Source organism: Robertmurraya sp. DFI.2.37, assembly GCF_029211245.1.
Lineage (GTDB): Bacteria > Bacillota > Bacilli > Bacillales > Cytobacillaceae > Robertmurraya > Robertmurraya methanolica_A.
The window spans coordinates 17375-33931 of sequence record NZ_JARGEJ010000019.1 but is presented as its reverse complement, the minus strand read 5'-3'; the positions used below and the strand labels follow the sequence as shown (position 1 = coordinate 33931).

The window sequence follows — 16557 nt, the reverse complement described above, 5'->3', positions numbered from 1 at the left end:
TCATTTCACCTCTTATCTAGAAATCTTTCAAGTGTAGTTTTACTCTTGGTGAAAGATTATTTTTCAGTATACTCTTTATACAAATGGAACACAAAAGTAATTAGAAAAAAACGAGGAGGTATAAACATTGGTGCGTGCAGTTGTAACAGATCATACAACAGAAGAGTTCTTAAAAATTAAGAATAACAAACAAGTACTAGCTGTCCAACCATGGGAGGCAGTCATTGAGGTAAAAGCCTTCTCATTAAATCGAGGAGATATAACGGGAGCGTTAGAGAAACCAAATGGTTATTTCCCTGGATGGGACTTTTCCGGAATTGTCATAGAACCAGCGAAAACTGGAGAAGGACCTTCAAAAGGAAGTCGGGTAGTAGGCCTATTACCGGCAGGCTCTTGGGCTGAACGAATTGCAGTCCCAAGCAGTTTCTTATCAGTGATACCAGATTCATTAAATTATTCTGAAGCAGCTACTTTACCTGTTGCTGGACTAACAGCACTATATGCATTACGAAGAGGTGGTAATTTATTAGGAAAGCGAGTATTAATTACCGGATCAACCGGAGGAGTAGGCTTAATAACTCACCAATTAGCTGCTTTGGGTGGAGCGTACACAATCGGGGTTGTACGTAATGAATCAAAAATTAGGCAAGTAAGAGAAGCTGGAGCAAATCATGTAATGATGGCAAATATGGATTCTAAGGAATGGGATAAGCTAGAACCTTTCGATCTAGTGATTGATTCGGTTGGTGGAGAAAATTTAAGTAATCTTTTATTAAAACTAAAACCAGAAGGAAGTATTATATCAATCGGATATTCTGATTCAGAAATAGTAACAATAAATTTCAGAAATATGCTTCATACTGGTGGTCAAATGTTGTACCGCTTTTATCTCGGTACAGAAATTCACAAGCACAATGTCACAGTCGATTTGCAATATCTGGCGCAGTTAGTAATCGATGGAAAGATAAATACCAATATTGAAGTTAACACTTCATGGAAAAATATTGCTGAAGTTAGCCAAGGTTTATTAAACAGAACTTTTTCTGGAAAAGCTGTTTTAATTATTGATTAATGTTAAATAAATGTGCTAAAACTAAAATCCGATTATTACCAAACCAAATCTACCAAACTTACTTATAGAACTAATAGAAAAAACGAACGGCTTAGTCCGAAAAGATGTAGTTTATTATTTGAAGCTGTTCATAATGTTCCTGCTCCGTATGAAATTGTGTGGAAGGTTAACAACAAGGGTAACAAGGCTCAAGATATTAACGACTTAGGGCATTCAACCAAATACCAATATTACGAAGGTAACTTCCATTGAGAAGGAACTGCATATAAAGGAACCCACTCAATGACTGTTAATATCATAAAAAACAGAAATGTTGTAGCTAAAAAAGAGGTACTTGTTACTATCATCTAAAAGGCAAAGTATATTTAGAACACGAAAACGCTTAGGGTATTCAAACACCTAAGCGTTTAACTTTATATGTTGGTTTTCTTCAACTAAAGTACCCTTTAGTTGAACAAAGTGACAATAAACTCATTGAAATGTACCTTTTGTTTAATTCAATCTATAAGTTAATTGAACAACGCCAGAAGAAAACTTTTTGGTTTCAACTATTTGCAGATTTATTCTCTTGTTTATATCTATAAATAAAGGTTTTCCTTCTCCCAAAATAATTGGATGAACAGATAATCTAAATTCATCAACAAGTCCCAAATTGATAAAAGTTGTAATAAGACTTGATCCACCATATAGCCAGATGTCCCTACCGGGCTTTTTCTTTAATTTATTAACTTCTTCAACAATGTTATCATTTATTAATATCGCACGATTATCAGTTTCCTTTTGTGTTCTGGAAAACACATACTTCTCTTTGCTATGAACCAATCTCCACATTTCTTTATCGGTATCCGAGTCTTCATTTTTTGGAATATATTGCCCCCATATATCGTAGCTTTTTCTACCATATAGTATAGTATCAATTTGATTCAAAAATTTATTAAAATCCATATCAGGGTCCATAATGCACCAGTCAACTTCTCCATTCGGCCCTTCAATAAATCCATCTAAAGTAACTGCTAAATCTAAAATCACTCTTCTTCCTCTCTCGTTAATTGTCATATTTTTATCTCCTTTTATCTTATAGAATGTCCCCTAATTGCTAAAATCATAAGGTATAAACTATACTATACGTAAAACATGACAAGTAATGACATGATTAAATGAAAAGGGTGAAAAAAGTGTCAAAAGCCAAGCGTCTGTTAGATATTCTTATGTTTGTTACGACTAAGAAAAAGTTTACTGCACAAGAAATAGCTGATGAATTTCATATATCCATTCGTACTGTACACAGATACATATTAGATTTATCTGATATGGGATTGCCCATTTACTCAGAACAAGGACGCAATGGTGGGTATACAGTATTAACGAGTAGATTTCTTCCTCCAATTTTATTTACAGAAGAAGAAGCTGTTTCTATTTTCTATGCTTTTCAATCTCTAAATTACTATCGAAACTTGCCATTTGATACTGAAATTACCTCGGTCGAACATAAATTATATAGTTCACTCCAGAGTGAAGCTAAAATGAAAATAGATAAAATTCGGTCTTATATTGCTTTTTGGAACCCCAAAAGAACGATTGATACCCCCCTTTTAAACGATGTTTTAAAGTATTCTATTGAGAATAGAAATTTACACATTCAATATCAATCTAAATCAGGTATAAGGAATAAACACATCCGTCCTATCGGTGTATATGCCCATGATGGATTATGGTATTTGCCTGCTTACGATTATCATAAGAAAAAAATATTACTGTATCGTGTAGATCGTATTCTTTCCATTTTATCAACTGAAGAAAACGAAGATGAATTCATGAATTTAAAAGAATGGTTCAACTTTATTGAAATAAAAAACCCAATTCGACTGCATGTGCATTTAACTATGGAAGGTATCCGTCAATGTAAAAGTGTTCCTTATTTTGAGGGCTTTGTAGTCACGCAAGAAGATGGAACTGGATATATAGATACAATCATAGATAGAGGTGAACTTAATTTTATAACATCACTATTTTTAAGACTTGGAAGTCACGCACGAATTTTAGAACCAAAGGAATTAATCGTGGGATTACGTAAACAAGCGGAAGAAATTTTAACTATGTATCAAGATGATAATTAAAATATTTATTTTTTTACTAATCCACTATTAAAATCAGGAGCAACTGTTTTAATATTCACCTTATTTAACTTTTCTGCCCGTTAACGGAAGTACATTTCTTCATTATTATAATTTTCCAAATGAAAAATCATCTCCCTTCAAAATATCATTTAAGGAGAGATGATTAATTTGCAATACTCATTTTATGGTAGTGATATTCATTAAAAATATACATTGCAATTACAAAAAAGGTAATACTTATATCTATAATATAAAGAAAGTAAATACTCTTGTTACTTTTTTAAAGCTTAAGTTTGTCACCTTTGCTTTAAGCGACACTACAGTTATTCCGAAAACTTTATCTTTATTGAAGCATATCGTTGCCAAAACGGCAAAAATATACTTTAATTCACAAAAATAAAAAACCACCAAATATGTATTTGGTGGAGACGGTGGGAGTCGAACCCACGTCCAAAGATATCGGCACTTAAGCATCTACGAGTGTAGTCGATATATTCGTGTTTCGCTGAGCCATCTGCCTATCGACTGGCGCCCGGTCAGCTAGTCTGGTTATTCTCTTTCTTCTCCCTCAGACGGTGGGATCCGGCGTAGCCCACTAAAGTTGAGTCCGCTACCCTACCACATGGGCGATGGAGGGGCGAACCGCTATGCGCTAATTAAGCAGCAAAAGCGAAGTTGTTTTGTTGTTTGCCAGTTATTGGCTTTGACGTTGGTACGCGGCCGATCCCCGCGACTCGCAACCTAAGCTCGAACTACCCCTGTCGAATCCGTAGCGTCCCCATGTTAGAGAAGCGGAAGGCTCCCTTTCTCGGCACATGCACCGCCATGAAGGCTTGTTGTTAAACCTTCGGACGGATTGTTCCTGAGCCTGCGCTAAACATTAAATGTCTGCTTATGGTCTTTCACACAAACAAGACGATGGAATGAAACGGAATGCTCGAAATAGATGAGCTATCAGTTTGCGTCACTCTTGGTGACAGTTATTATTATATCACAAACATGCTCTAAATCAATTGTAAGGTTCTGTAAAAAATGTTTTGATTAACCTTACATCTTTTGTCTTTCGCGGAACGCACGCTCAATATCACGTTTGGCTTCCTTCTTCTTTAAGTCCTCACGTTTATCAAACTTTTTCTTACCCTTAGCAAGACCAATTAATACTTTCGCATAACCATTTTTTAAATAAAGTTTAACGGGAACAATCGAGTACCCAGCTTCCTTCGTTTCCCCGATTAGCTTATTAATTTCCTTTTTATGAAGAAGTAGCTTTCGCGTGCGAAGCGGATCGTGATTATAACGATTGCCTTGCTCGTATGGGCTGATATGCATTCCCATTAAAAACATTTCTCCGTTTTTAATTTGAGCGTAGGAGTCTTTCAGATTGACTCTCCCTGCACGAATCGACTTAATTTCTGTGCCCTGCAAAACAATTCCTGCTTCAAACGTTTCTTCGATAAAATAGTCGTGATACGCTTTTTTATTTTGGGCAATAACCTTACCAGCGCCTTTAGGCATATGATTTCCCCCTAACATACTGCTCTTTATTTTAACAAAAAAAAGGCACAGTCTCAAATTGGAAGCTGAAAGATGGATTTCGCTGATATAATCGTTTTTTCGCCGATAAAACACGGTTTTCGCCGATATATTGCAAAAATCGCCGATAAATCTCATTTTTCGCCGATATAATAAAAAAATCGCCGATATCCACAAAATCAACCGGAAAAGGAGCCAATCAATTGGCTCCTTCCCCTTACTTTTTCTTTTTCCGCTTGGCTTTTGGCGCATTTTCGTAATGCTTTTTCTTCTTTCTTTGTCCATCTGGTTTTCCAGAGCCCTTGCGTGGTTTCTTTTCAGAGCTTCCTGTTTTGAAAACTTTGCGAGCGCCTTCTTCTGGACGTCTTGGTCGAGTTCCTTTCATACCGACTATTTCAAAATCGATCGAACGCTCATCCTTGTCCACTTTGACAACACGAACGGTAATTTCATCACCAATGCGGTATACGTTGCCGGTTTTTTCTCCAATCATCGCATAATGACGCTCATCATAACGATAATAATCATCGGTCATATAGCTAACATGGACAAGTCCCTCAATCGTGTTCGGGAGCTCGACAAACATGCCAAAATTGGTGACGGAGCTGATAATTCCGTCATATTCTTGTCCAATTTTATCTTCCATGTACTCCGCTTTTTTCAGCTCGTCTGTTTCCCGCTCCGCATCCACTGCTCGGCGTTCCATTTTCGACGTATGCTCAGCGATTTCTGGCAGCTGTGAATCCCACTTTTCGCGGGTTGCCTGATCCATTTTTCCTTCGATTAAATAGGTACGAATCAAACGGTGGACAATCGTATCAGGATAGCGGCGAATCGGCGATGTGAAGTGCGTATAGAATTCAGTCGACAAGCCATAATGACCTAAGCTCTCCGGATCATATTTTGCCTTTTGCATTGAACGTAGCATCACGGTAGAGACAACCATTTCCTCCGGTTTCCCTTGCACCTCTTCAATGATTTCCTGCAATGCGCGAGGATGGACCGAATTAGCCGTTCCCTTGACAATGTAGCCAAAATTCGTAATAAACTCAAAGAATCTTCTCAGCTTATCCTCTTTCGGGTCCTCATGAACGCGATAAATAAATGGAACATCGAGCCAGTGGAAATGCTCGGCCACCGTTTCGTTTGCACAAAGCATGAATTCTTCAATAAGGCGTTCAGCAACGGAACGTTCACGCAGAACGACATCTGTTGGCTTCCCATCCTCATCGACAAGAACCTTTGCTTCTTTAAAATCGAAGTCGATCGCTCCACGATGCATCCTTTTATCGCGTAAAATTTGTGCCAATTCCTCCATAAGCTCAAACATTGGCACTAACGGCTTGTAGCGTTCGATCAGTTCTTCATCTTTGTCTGTTAAAATTTTGTTCACATCACTATACGTCATCCGTTCCGTCGTCTTAATGACACTTTGAAAAATCTCATGATTCACGACTTGACCATCAGGCGATATTTCCATTTCACATGATAGTGTCAACCGATCCACTTTTGGGTTGAGAGAACAAATTCCATTTGATAGACGGTGCGGAATCATCGGAATGACGCGGTCTACTAAATAGACACTTGTCCCACGATCAGCTGCCTCCCTATCAATCGGGGAACCCTCTTCCACATAATAGCTAACATCGGCAATATGAACGCCAAGCTTGAAGTTTCCGTTATCCAACTTTGTCACAGTTACGGCATCATCTAAATCCTTTGCATCTGCACCATCAATTGTGACGATCATTTCGTCTCGCAAGTCGCGACGATTTTTTATCTCTTCTTCATCGATAGAGTCAGGAGTTTCATTTGCTTGCTCGATGACATCATCTGGAAATGGCCCGGGAAGCCCGTGCTTATGGATGACGGAAAGAATATCGACTCCTGGATCATTTTTATGACCAAGAATTTCAATTACTTCTCCTTCCGCACTTTTTCTTCCTTCGGGATACGTCGTTATTTTGACGACCACTTTATGGCCTTCTACTGCTCCCTTCGAAGCAGCCTTCGGGATGAAGACATCACTGGCAAATTTTTGATCATCGGGGATGACAAAGCCAAAATGCTTGCTCTCGGTATATGTACCAACAATTTGTTTAATCCCACGCTCAATGATTCGCACGATCGTTCCTTCACGTCTTTGACCGGAGGTTTCTGTTGATACTCTTGCCAAAACAGTATCACCGTGAACAGCGTTATTCGTCTCATTCGGTGGAATAAAAATATCATCCAGTCCTGGTTCATCAGGAATAACAAAGGCAAATCCCTTCGCATGGCCTGTCAGCTTTCCACGGATCAAGTTCATCTTTCCAGGAAGACCGTAGCGATTGCTGCGCGTCCGTACGACCAGACCCTTTTCTTCCATAATCACAAGGGCTTTGACAAATTCTTTAAACTCAGTAGAATCGGCAATTCCAAACGCAGATTCCAACTCCTGAACGGTCAGTGGCTTATACGCTTCATCCTCCATATAATGAAGAAGCTTGTCTATATGCTGCTTTATCGGATCATCCATTATATCCCTCCTCTTATCATTATTCTTCCCAATCTAGTGATTCTAGAAACCTGAACACATCCTCATGAAGCTGATCCTTCTCTTTATCAAAGGTAATAACATGACCAGACTCTTCATACCACTTGATTTCTTTTTCTGGCGATTCAATTTCGTTATAGATAATATTAGCACTTTCCGTGTTGATCATTTTGTCATGGCGCGCTTGGACAACAAAGGTCGGTGCGTAGATCATATCGATGTTCTTTCTGACTTCAGCAATCAATTCTTGCAGCGCCTTTAACGTCTTCATTGGCGTCTTTTGGAATTGTTCCATCTCTTCCTCGATTTGTTGCGCTGATTTTCCTTCCCGCTCTTTATACTCGCGGGCGTATTCTAGAACTCCTTTGTACATGACTTCTTCACTCTTAAGAAACATCGGTGCACACATCGGTACAATTCCTTTAATATGCTCAGTGTAACCCAATTTCAAAGAAAATACGCCACCTAGTGAAAGCCCCACAACGGCCATTTCATTGTAGCCTTTATTTTTTAAAAAATGATATCCTTCCATGACGTCCTGCCACCAATCATCTGGTCCAGTATGGACAAGTTCTTCTGGCGGAACACCATGCCCCTTATATTGCGGTCCATAACAAGTATAACCTTTTTTTTCAAGGAAACGAGCCATCATACGGCAATCAGCACTATTTCCGGTAAAACCATGTAAAAATAAAACTGCTCTTTTTCCTCTTTCAAATAGAAAGGGCTTTGGTTGAGAAATTTTCATATGTGTATACTCCTTTATCACAAACATTCCTCTCTTAGTTTAAACAATCGAAGTCGGTTCAATCCACTGAAAGGACTCAGGTTTAGCATGGTGACTCGTTCTTATTAGCGCAAAGCAAGATTCGTTTTTTGGGTGAATCTATGCCATGATGAAATAAATTTGAAAAAAAAATGAACGCAAGAGAAGAATCCATCGTCTTATAGATGTGCAGACAGAAAGGAGGCATCTACGTGGAGCAAGATGATGATATATCCCTCATACACAAAGCAAAGCTGGGAAACGACGAGGCATTCGCCCTTCTTTTTCATCGGCATTATTCTTTTTTATTTAAATACTTACTAAAGCTTACCTTAAACGAAGAAGCAAGCAAAGAACTGGCTCAAGAAACGATGATTAAATGTTATACCAATCTTTCTTCCTTTAAAGGGAAAGCAAAATTTTCAACATGGTTGATTTCGATTGCATCCCGTCTCTACATTGATGCTATCCGCAAGCAAGAAAGAGAACGGAAAAAGATAGACCGTATCGAACGAAGCCTCTCACGTCAGTTAAGCTGGGTCGCCAATTCTAGAGCTGTTGAGTGGAGTGACACTTTTACAGATTTCAACCAACTCGATGCGGATGTGAGAACACCTATCTTACTTCACCATTACTATGGCTATACCTATGAAGAGATTGGCAGGATGCTTGGCATTCGTACAGGCACCGTCAAATCAAGGGTCCACATTGGAATACAACGTTTACGAAAGGAGTGGGAACGATGAATGAAAAAGAACGCTTCACACAGTTAAAAGAAGACTGGGAGCAGCTCGATAAACTTAGCAACCATTCGACTCCGTCCACTCATGAGCTTAAAGAACAGCTGATCATCGCCAAAATGGAACAAAGGAGAGCATTCCGCAAAGAACTAAGTCTCTTTATTTTGACTGCACTGTTTATTTTGAGCATCTTCACGGTGGCTGTACTTAAAGCACCTGTCATTTTTATTCTGACACAAATTGTTGCACTCATCGGGGCCCCCATACTTTTCTTCTTTTTAAAAAAGGCCCTTCGGAAGGAAGAATTTTATCATGAATGAACAAACATTATTCATCTTGTTATTACTCTTACCTTTCGTTTTAGCACAAAGCATTCTGCTCTTTATTGACGCCAAAAAAAGAAGAAGCTATCCATGGTTTTGGGGAATATGGGGGCTCATCCAAATCCCGATGCCAACCGTGTTCTATTTCTTATTCGTCATCCTTCCTAACAAAAGAAAACAAAATAGGAGTGATTAAAATGGGAGAAATCAACTGGGCTATTGTGACGCCCTTGCTAATTTTACAAGCGATCCTTGCAATTGCAGCTTTAGTGAACTGTCTCAAACAGGAGGAAACGACCGGGCCGAAATGGATGTGGTGTATGATCATTGTCTCCATTAGCATCTTTGGACCGATACTCTATTTCATTATAGGACCAAAAAAAGAATAGAATAGGAGCCAAAATCATGCTAGTTAATATTCAGAACTTAACGAAAACATATAAACAACATCAGGCAGTTAAAGGAATCTCTTTTCAAATCGAAAGAGGGACATGTGTAGCACTACTCGGTCCAAATGGAGCCGGTAAAACAACGACCTTGCAAATGCTAGCGGGATTACTAGCTCCCACTTCTGGGAAAATCCAATTTGCTAAAGCTGCATCTACCGATTTCAGACAGCGAATTGGCTTTCTTCCTCAGCATCCTACTTTTTTTCCATGGATGACTGCCAAAGAATTTTTACAATTTGCCGGAAAGCTATCACAGCTCTCAAAATTAAAGCTTGAAGACAAAATTACGGAGACGCTAGAATTCGTCAGTTTAAAAGATGTTCGAAACAAAAGGATCGGTGGTTTTTCAGGTGGGATGAAGCAAAGGCTTGGACTTGCTCAGGCACTCTTGCATGAGCCAGATCTTTTAATTTTGGATGAACCCGTATCCGCTCTAGATCCCAATGGCAGACGAGATGTTCTTGAAATCTTAACCAAATTAAAGCGCGAAATGACCATTCTTTTTTCAACCCATGTTCTTCATGACGCCGAGCAAGTTTGCGACTCGGTCATAATCTTGAAAGAAGGAAGCATTATGTGGAACGGAAGCTTGGACTCGCTTAAAAATAGTCAGGCCTCCTCGGCCGTTCAAATTAAAACAGCAGAAAGCTTAGAAAATGTATTCGAGGATCTTGTCATGGTTGAGTATATTGACACAAACACGGTAACCCTTTTTCCAAACCCTGCTTTTGACACCAATCTACTCTTGCAAAGACTTATGGAAAAGAAGCGCACGCTTGTACATTTTGAACGTTTGCAGGATTCCCTAGAGGACGCTTATATGAAGGTGATGAACCAATGAGAACATTTATAACACTACTACAGAAAGAATTAATGGAAAACTTCCGAAACGGGAAATGGATTTGGCTCCCGATTGCTTTTATGATTATCGGCATCTCACAGCCAATCACGACCTATTATATGCCACAAATTTTGGAAAGTGCAGGAAATCTACCTGAAGGCACCGTGATCGAAATTCCTACTCCTCCGGGCTCAGAAGTTTTAGCAGCTACTTTAAGTCAATTCGGAACGGTCGGCTCATTGCTATTCGTTCTTGCAGCTATGGGTGTGATCGCAAATGAACGCCAAAGCAGAGCGTTAACACTCGTTATGGTTCGCCCAGTTTCTGCCTTTCAATATATAGCTAGCAAATGGACAGGTCAGATATTGATTGCTCTTATTGCGTTTGTATTAAGCTACGGACTTACCTTTTATTACACAAACCTGTTATTTGAGCCAGTCAGATGGGAATTCCTCTTCTCTAGCTTTCTCATCTATTGTCTTTGGATCATTTTTATCATCTCTGTAACGATTTTAGCTGGTACGCTGCTCAAGTCTGCAAGCGGAATTGCAGCTGTTAGTGTTTTGACCGTAGGCGGGCTATCCGTAGTAAGTAACCTTTTCAGCAAATTTACCGCGTGGAGTCCGACCAATCTCAGGACACATGCTGTCGCCATCCTAATGGACGGAAAGCTGTTAGAGAATAGCATGACCGTCATTTTAACAACAATTGCTTTAACAGTATTATGCCTATTCCTGGCAACAATGCGCTTTCAACGATTTGAGCAATACTAAACAGAAAGATTACATCGTCTCCGGAATGCTTCACAAATCGCCTATAAAAGTCGTCGAAGGCTTTGTCTGCTTGGCTAGTAATTTAGGCTATTTATTGCCAAACGAAGCGTGATAACTTTAATCCCAGCAGTTGACGTTGAACCTTTTTTCTAAACCACGAAAAAACCTGACCATCAACAAGTTGGTCAGGTTTTAAATATTTCTAAACTCCTAAATAAGCGACAACAAACGTTAAAACGAAAAATAACACAGATAAAACGATGGTAGCGCGGTGGAGAATTAAATCAAGTCCACGTGCCTTTTGCTTTCCAAAAAGCTGCTCCGCTCCACCAGAGATGGCACCTGAAAGGCCTGCACTTTTTCCAGATTGTAAAAGTACGACAGCAATTAAAGCAATTGATACAATTACTAATAATGTAATAAATAGAGTATGCATGAAGTCCACCTCCTGAAACGAACATTTCACAGTATCTTATATTTTATCACACTTTAATTTTTTGAACAATAGAGGAGTTTGAATCTAGTTGGCGAATACTTTAACGAAAAGGAGTGTTGCTATTGCAGATTAAGAAATTGATGATCCCCGTTAAAGTTGTTGCTCTTGAATGTTTGCTTCGACGGCTACACGAATCCCACCCAAAATATTCCGAAATTGAAGCAGACTATGCCCGTTTCTTAAAAGGGTACCGAGGAGAAAAAGCTGTCGCCTATTACCTTAATTTTTTACCAGATAAAAAGTATTATCTGTTTCATTCTCTCCGTCTCCCTAGTGGAAAGTCCCATTTTCAAATGGATCACCTTCTCCTCACGACGCGCTTCGCCCTCATCCTCGAATGTAAAAACTTTTTCGGAACGCTTTTCTTTGATGACACCTTCAATCAAATGATCCGCATCGCAAAAGAAAAAGAAGAAGGCTTTCAAGATCCCATCTCTCAAGCAAAATGGCATCAGCAGCAATTAAAAAGTTTTTTCCACTCCCGTAACGTTTCTCTACCTATCGATTACTTTGTTGTCATTAGTAATCCCTCCACGATCGTGAAAACAAATCCACAGAACCGCCAAGTTTTAAAAAAAGTCATTCATGGACATAGTTTATTGGATAAAATAGCTGAAGTAGATCGCATTTTCCAAACTGAATTATTTGATCCAAAAGAGGTACGAAAATTAAGCAAACAGCTATTAAAAAGTCATGTGGAAGAGGAATTTGATGCACTAGAGAAGTACGGGCTGAGAAAGAGTGAAATTTTAACTGGAGTCAGGTGTCCACAATGCGGACGAATACCTATGATAAGGAAAAACAGAACGTGGTTTTGCCAAGAGTGTGGAACAAAAGACAAAAATGCGCATGTTATTGCTATAGAGGATTACTTCCATTTGTTCGGTGCATCCATAACCAATAAACAATTTCGGGATTTTGTGCATTTGCAGTCCGAGGATACTGCAAAAAGACTATTAAAATCTTTGAACCTACCAACAAAAGGAGCTAATAAAGGTAGAAAGTATCTCAAACCTTGAAACTAAAGACGGCGTAAATAGATATATCGGCGATTATTTAAATATATCGGCGAAAAATAAGTTTTATCGGCGAAAATCGGAATATATCGGCGAAAAATAAGTTTTATCGGCGAAAATCGGAATATATCGGCGAAACTTCTAAATAGCACGAAAACTCACCAAAAAGGCGGTCCCTCCAAAGGGACCGCCTCATCAAATTTTACTTCTTCAAGTTATAAAAGCTCTTCAACCCATCATAGATAGCTAAATCGCCAAGCTCGTCTTCGATGCGTAGTAATTGGTTGTATTTCGCGATACGGTCTGTACGAGACATGGAACCAGTCTTGATTTGACCAGCATTTGTCGCAACAGCAATGTCAGCGATTGTTGCGTCTTCTGTTTCACCAGAACGGTGAGATACTACAGCTGTGTAACCAGCGCGCTTCGCCATTTCGATGGCATCAAATGTTTCAGTAAGGGTACCGATTTGGTTAACCTTGATAAGGATAGAGTTACCTACGCCTTGTTCAATCCCTTGAGCAAGCTTCTTCGTGTTCGTTACGAATAAGTCATCTCCAACTAATTGAACTTTGCCGCCGATGCGCTCAGTTAATAGTTTGTGTCCTTCCCAGTCGTTTTCATCTAAACCGTCTTCGATCGAGATGATTGGGAATTCATTTACTAGCTCTTCATAGAAGGAAACCATTTCAGCTGAAGTTAAGCCTGTGCGGCCTTCACCAGCTAGATCATATTTCTTCGTTTCTTTGTTGAAGAATTCAGAAGAAGCAACGTCCATACCAAGGTAGATATCTTTTCCTGGCTCATAGCCAGCAGCTTTGATTGCTTCGATGATAACTTCAAGTGCCTCACGGTTAGAACCAAGGTTTGGCGCGAATCCACCTTCATCACCAACAGCAGTATTTAAACCTTTGCTAGATAAAACTTTTTTCAATGCGTGGAATACTTCAGCACCCATGCGGATTGCTTCTTTGAAAGTTGGCGCACCAACAGGTAAAATCATGAACTCTTGGAAATCAACGTTGTTATCAGCATGAGAACCACCGTTGATGATGTTCATCATTGGAGTTGGTAATTGCTTCGCATTGAAGCCGCCTAGGTAGCGATATAATGGAAGACCTACGAAATCTGCTGCTGCATGAGCACAAGCCATAGATACGCCAAGAATAGCGTTTGCTCCTAGCTTTCCTTTATTTTCAGTACCATCTAATTCGATCATTAAACGGTCAATGCCCACTTGGTCTGTTACATCTAAACCAATTAATTCCTCCGCAATAATGTTGTTCACATTATCCACTGCTTTTTGTACTCCCTTGCCAAGGTAGCGTGACTTGTCACCGTCACGAAGCTCAACAGCTTCGTATTCACCAGTTGAAGCACCAGATGGTACTAAAGCGCGGCCAAACGCACCAGATTCAGTTAATACTTCTACTTCTACAGTTGGATTACCACGGCTATCTAGCACTTCACGTGCATATACATGTTGGATATAAGGCATGTTCATCTCTCCTAAAAAGTTATTTTTTAATTAAGCTCGTACCAGTCATTTCGGCTGGTTTTTGCAAATTCAATAAATCAAGCATTGTTGGAGCTAAGTCTCCAAGAATACCGTCGTTACGAAGCTCTAACCCTTCCTTCGTTACAATTACCGGAACGGGGTTAGTCGTATGGGCAGTCATCGGGTTGCCTTCCATCGTAATGACTTCATCGGCATTTCCGTGGTCAGCTGTAATAATCGCGGCCCCACCCTTTTGTAAAATTAAATCCATGATGCGACCAAGACACTCATCAACTGTTTCCACAGCCTTAATCGTTGGCTCAAGCATTCCAGAATGCCCTACCATGTCAGGGTTCGCAAAGTTTAAAATAATCGCATCAACACTGTCAGCTTCAATTTCAGCCAATAAAGCATCTGTTACTTCATACGCGCTCATTTCTGGCTTCAAATCATATGTAGCAACCTTCGGTGAATCGATTAAGATGCGTTTTTCACCCGGAAATTCTGCTTCACGTCCTCCACTCATAAAGAAGGTCACATGCGGATATTTCTCTGTTTCCGCAATACGAAGCTGCTTCAGCCCATTTTGCGATAACACTTCTCCAAGAGTATTATCTAAGTTTGTTGGTTTAAATGCAACATAACCATCAACTGTTTCACTAAAATGTGTCAAGCAAACAAAATGAAGATTATGCGGATGCTTCGGTCCACGATCAAAAGAACGGAAATCCTTGTTCGTGAACGTATTGGAAATTTGAATCGCACGGTCAGGACGGAAATTATAGAAAATTACAGCGTCATTATCCTCAATCGTTGCAACTGGCTCGCCATTTTCCTTTGTGATTACAGAAGGAAGAACGAATTCGTCGTGGATTCCCTTTTCATACGAATCCTCGATTAATTGTAATGGGTCCGTATAGCTTGGACCTTCACCATACACCATGGCTCGGTAGGATTTTTCAACCCGTTCCCAGCGCTTATCGCGGTCCATAGAGTAGTAACGACCAGAAATCGTTGCGAACTCACCGACTCCATACTCTTTCATTTTTTCCAGAGCTTCCTTAATGTATGTAGGTGCCGTTTGTGGTCCAACATCACGACCATCTAAAAAGCCGTGAACATACACTTTTTCCACTCCCTTATCTGCTGCTAACTTTAGCAAAGCATACATATGCTGAATATGACTGTGCACTCCGCCGTCAGAAAGCAACCCGAAAAGATGAAGACTTGTGCCATTTTTTTTCACATGGTTAATCGCATCGTTAAAGGTTTCATTTTCTCCAAATTCTCCGTTGCGAATGGCCAAATTCACTCGAGTTAAGCTTTGATAGACGATTCGTCCAGCACCTATGTTTAAGTGCCCTACTTCTGAGTTCCCCATTTGCCCATCTGGCAAACCAACAGCCTCACCAGAAGCCGTTAAATGAGAATGGGGGAATTGTTTCCAAAGTCGATCAAAATTGGACTTGTTTGCTTGAGCAACGGCATTCCCTTTTACCTCATCACGACAAGCAAACCCGTCCAAAATGATTAACGCTACAGGTGCCTTACTCATATTGGCCTGCCTCCAATAATTGAAGGAATGAGCTTGCTTCTAAGCTTGCTCCGCCAACGAGGGCTCCATCAATATCAGGCTGTGCCATATACTCTTTAATATTAGCAGGCTTTACGCTACCGCCGTATTGAATGCGGACAGCATTCGCCACATCTTGAGAAAATTGTTCAGCGACAACGGTGCGGATATGCGCACATACTTCGTTGGCATCCTCAGCAGTCGAAGATTTACCTGTTCCGATTGCCCAAATTGGCTCATAGGCGATAACCGTTTGCTTCACTTGCTCTTCCGTTAACCCAACTAGCGCTTGTTTCACTTGATTCCCAACAAGCTCATTTGTTTGCCCATTTTCACGCTCTTCTAGCGTTTCGCCACAGCAAACAATCGGTGTTAACTGATGCTTGAACGCAGCTAATGTTTTCTTGTTTACAGCATCATCCGTTTCATTGAACATTTCACGACGTTCTGAATGCCCAAGAATGACATATTTTACGCCAAGATCAGCTAGCGCAACAGGACTAATTTCGCCTGTATAAGCACCGCTTTCTTCAAAGTGCATGTTTTGAGCACCAATTTCCACATCATATTCCTTCGAAAGTTCAACTAAACTATCTAAAAATAGCGCAGGTGCACAAATAACAGAGTCCACTTTTTCTTTTGCTGGCACTAAGCCTTTTACTTCCTCCAAAAAGCTTTTCGCTTCTGAGAGTGTTTTATGCATTTTCCAGTTTCCTGCAATAATTGGTTTACGCAAAAGAATTCACCCTTTCTACTTTTTGGCTACTTTCATAAACACTCAATAGCCGATTTTACCGCTAAAAATTGATTTGAAGCTCTCGCTA

Annotated in this window: 18 protein-coding genes and 1 other RNA gene; 10 read left to right on the top strand and 9 right to left on the bottom strand. The window is 39.9% G+C overall.

From position 1 onward, the window contains the following. Positions 1 to 130 precede the first annotated feature (130 nt). On the top strand, positions 131 to 1072 hold the full coding sequence (locus PZE06_RS12220; RefSeq protein ID WP_225315199.1) for a zinc-binding dehydrogenase: 942 nt from the start codon (positions 131 to 133) through the stop codon (positions 1070 to 1072). A gap of 12 nt (positions 1073 to 1084) precedes the next feature. Next, positions 1085 to 1324, top strand: coding sequence for a nucleotide-binding domain-containing protein (locus PZE06_RS30095; protein ID WP_170943604.1), 240 nt, complete (start codon positions 1085 to 1087; stop codon positions 1322 to 1324). A gap of 240 nt (positions 1325 to 1564) precedes the next feature. Here PZE06_RS30095 and PZE06_RS12215 read toward each other — a convergent pair whose 3' ends face one another. After that, positions 1565 to 2128, bottom strand: a complete 564-nt coding sequence (locus PZE06_RS12215; protein WP_150915888.1) for a dihydrofolate reductase family protein — start codon at positions 2126 to 2128, stop codon at positions 1565 to 1567. Between the two features lie 119 nt (positions 2129 to 2247). Between PZE06_RS12215 and PZE06_RS12210 the strand changes: the two genes are divergently transcribed. Continuing rightward, entirely contained in the window at positions 2248 to 3189 is a 942-nt protein-coding gene (locus PZE06_RS12210) for a helix-turn-helix transcriptional regulator (protein WP_225315193.1), read from the top strand. 420 nt (positions 3190 to 3609) lie between these two features. On the opposite strand, the gene ssrA is transcribed toward PZE06_RS12210, so the two are convergent. The 4 genes from ssrA to PZE06_RS12190 form a co-directional block, all read right to left on the bottom strand. Continuing rightward, positions 3610 to 3969: a transfer-messenger RNA gene (ssrA, locus tag PZE06_RS12205) on the bottom strand. Between the two features lie 267 nt (positions 3970 to 4236). Beyond that, on the bottom strand, positions 4237 to 4704 hold the full coding sequence (gene smpB, locus PZE06_RS12200) for an SsrA-binding protein SmpB (protein ID WP_095310152.1): 468 nt from the start codon (positions 4702 to 4704) through the stop codon (positions 4237 to 4239). Positions 4705 to 4939: 235 nt separating this feature from the next. Continuing rightward, entirely contained in the window at positions 4940 to 7240 is a 2301-nt protein-coding gene (gene rnr / locus PZE06_RS12195; protein WP_150915890.1) for a ribonuclease R, read from the bottom strand. A gap of 19 nt (positions 7241 to 7259) precedes the next feature. Continuing rightward, positions 7260 to 8006 carry an alpha/beta hydrolase gene (locus tag PZE06_RS12190; RefSeq protein WP_137744339.1) on the bottom strand — a complete coding sequence of 249 codons (747 nt, stop codon included), beginning with the start codon at positions 8004 to 8006 and terminating at the stop codon, positions 7260 to 7262. Positions 8007 to 8236: 230 nt separating this feature from the next. On the opposite strand from PZE06_RS12190, the gene sigY reads away from it, so the two are divergent. Genes sigY through PZE06_RS12160 form a run of 6 tightly spaced genes read left to right on the top strand, consistent with a single transcriptional unit; the run spans position 8237 to position 11150 of the window. Beyond that, positions 8237 to 8770, top strand: coding sequence for an RNA polymerase sigma factor SigY (gene sigY / locus PZE06_RS12185; protein ID WP_095310160.1), 534 nt, complete (start codon positions 8237 to 8239; stop codon positions 8768 to 8770). Then, positions 8767 to 9084: a YxlC family protein gene (locus PZE06_RS12180; RefSeq protein WP_095310162.1), complete on the top strand. Its 318-nt coding sequence runs from the start codon at positions 8767 to 8769 to the stop codon at positions 9082 to 9084. Before sigY ends, PZE06_RS12180 begins: the two co-directional genes overlap by 4 nt. After that, positions 9077 to 9283: a transcriptional regulator gene (locus PZE06_RS12175; protein WP_137744341.1), complete on the top strand. Its 207-nt coding sequence runs from the start codon at positions 9077 to 9079 to the stop codon at positions 9281 to 9283. Before PZE06_RS12180 ends, PZE06_RS12175 begins: the two co-directional genes overlap by 8 nt. Position 9284: 1 nt before the next feature. Then, a complete protein-coding gene (locus tag PZE06_RS12170; protein WP_137744342.1) occupies positions 9285 to 9476 on the top strand; it encodes a PLD nuclease N-terminal domain-containing protein in 192 nt (63 codons plus the stop codon). A 16-nt stretch (positions 9477 to 9492) separates the two neighbouring features. Beyond that, positions 9493 to 10377: an ABC transporter ATP-binding protein gene (locus PZE06_RS12165; RefSeq protein WP_150915891.1), complete on the top strand. Its 885-nt coding sequence runs from the start codon at positions 9493 to 9495 to the stop codon at positions 10375 to 10377. Beyond that, positions 10374 to 11150 (top strand): ABC transporter permease, encoded by a 777-nt coding sequence (locus PZE06_RS12160; protein WP_150915892.1) that lies wholly within the window; start codon positions 10374 to 10376, stop codon positions 11148 to 11150. The genes PZE06_RS12165 and PZE06_RS12160 overlap by 4 nt, the downstream gene beginning before the upstream one ends. Positions 11151 to 11352: 202 nt before the next feature. On the opposite strand, the gene secG is transcribed toward PZE06_RS12160, so the two are convergent. Next, positions 11353 to 11586, bottom strand: a complete 234-nt coding sequence (gene secG / locus PZE06_RS12155) for a preprotein translocase subunit SecG (protein WP_095310171.1) — start codon at positions 11584 to 11586, stop codon at positions 11353 to 11355. Positions 11587 to 11708: 122 nt separating this feature from the next. On the opposite strand from secG, the gene PZE06_RS12150 reads away from it, so the two are divergent. Beyond that, positions 11709 to 12665: a nuclease-related domain-containing protein gene (locus PZE06_RS12150; RefSeq protein ID WP_150915893.1), complete on the top strand. Its 957-nt coding sequence runs from the start codon at positions 11709 to 11711 to the stop codon at positions 12663 to 12665. Positions 12666 to 12864: 199 nt separating this feature from the next. On the opposite strand, the gene eno is transcribed toward PZE06_RS12150, so the two are convergent. Genes eno through tpiA form a run of 3 tightly spaced genes read right to left on the bottom strand, consistent with a single transcriptional unit; the run spans position 12865 to position 16469 of the window. Then, on the bottom strand, positions 12865 to 14160 hold the full coding sequence (gene eno / locus PZE06_RS12145; RefSeq protein ID WP_095310188.1) for a phosphopyruvate hydratase: 1296 nt from the start codon (positions 14158 to 14160) through the stop codon (positions 12865 to 12867). A gap of 19 nt (positions 14161 to 14179) precedes the next feature. Continuing rightward, the gene (gene gpmI, locus PZE06_RS12140; protein WP_150915894.1) at positions 14180 to 15715 is read right to left on the bottom strand and encodes a 2,3-bisphosphoglycerate-independent phosphoglycerate mutase; all 1536 of its coding nucleotides are present in this window, start codon (positions 15713 to 15715) and stop codon (positions 14180 to 14182) included. Continuing rightward, positions 15708 to 16469, bottom strand: a complete 762-nt coding sequence (gene tpiA / locus PZE06_RS12135; protein WP_095310191.1) for a triose-phosphate isomerase — start codon at positions 16467 to 16469, stop codon at positions 15708 to 15710. Before tpiA ends, gpmI begins: the two co-directional genes overlap by 8 nt. Between the last annotated feature and the right edge of the window lie 88 nt (positions 16470 to 16557).

What these genes read in the sequence shown, in the direction of transcription:
- secG (WP_095310171.1), bottom strand. Translation starts at nt 11,586, where the DNA reads ATGCATACTCTATTTATTACATTATTAGTAATTGTATCAATTGCTTTA.
- PZE06_RS12175 (WP_137744341.1), top strand. Translation starts at nt 9,077, where the DNA reads ATGAATGAACAAACATTATTCATCTTGTTATTACTCTTACCTTTCGTT.
- PZE06_RS12215 (WP_150915888.1), bottom strand. Translation starts at nt 2,128, where the DNA reads ATGACAATTAACGAGAGAGGAAGAAGAGTGATTTTAGATTTAGCAGTT.
- gpmI (WP_150915894.1), bottom strand. Translation starts at nt 15,715, where the DNA reads ATGAGTAAGGCACCTGTAGCGTTAATCATTTTGGACGGGTTTGCTTGT.
- PZE06_RS12160 (WP_150915892.1), top strand. Translation starts at nt 10,374, where the DNA reads ATGAGAACATTTATAACACTACTACAGAAAGAATTAATGGAAAACTTC.
- PZE06_RS12165 (WP_150915891.1), top strand. Translation starts at nt 9,493, where the DNA reads ATGCTAGTTAATATTCAGAACTTAACGAAAACATATAAACAACATCAG.
- rnr (WP_150915890.1), bottom strand. Translation starts at nt 7,240, where the DNA reads ATGGATGATCCGATAAAGCAGCATATAGACAAGCTTCTTCATTATATG.
- PZE06_RS12170 (WP_137744342.1), top strand. Translation starts at nt 9,285, where the DNA reads ATGGGAGAAATCAACTGGGCTATTGTGACGCCCTTGCTAATTTTACAA.
- eno (WP_095310188.1), bottom strand. Translation starts at nt 14,160, where the DNA reads ATGCCTTATATCCAACATGTATATGCACGTGAAGTGCTAGATAGCCGT.
- PZE06_RS12190 (WP_137744339.1), bottom strand. Translation starts at nt 8,006, where the DNA reads ATGAAAATTTCTCAACCAAAGCCCTTTCTATTTGAAAGAGGAAAAAGA.
- PZE06_RS12180 (WP_095310162.1), top strand. Translation starts at nt 8,767, where the DNA reads ATGAATGAAAAAGAACGCTTCACACAGTTAAAAGAAGACTGGGAGCAG.
- smpB (WP_095310152.1), bottom strand. Translation starts at nt 4,704, where the DNA reads ATGCCTAAAGGCGCTGGTAAGGTTATTGCCCAAAATAAAAAAGCGTAT.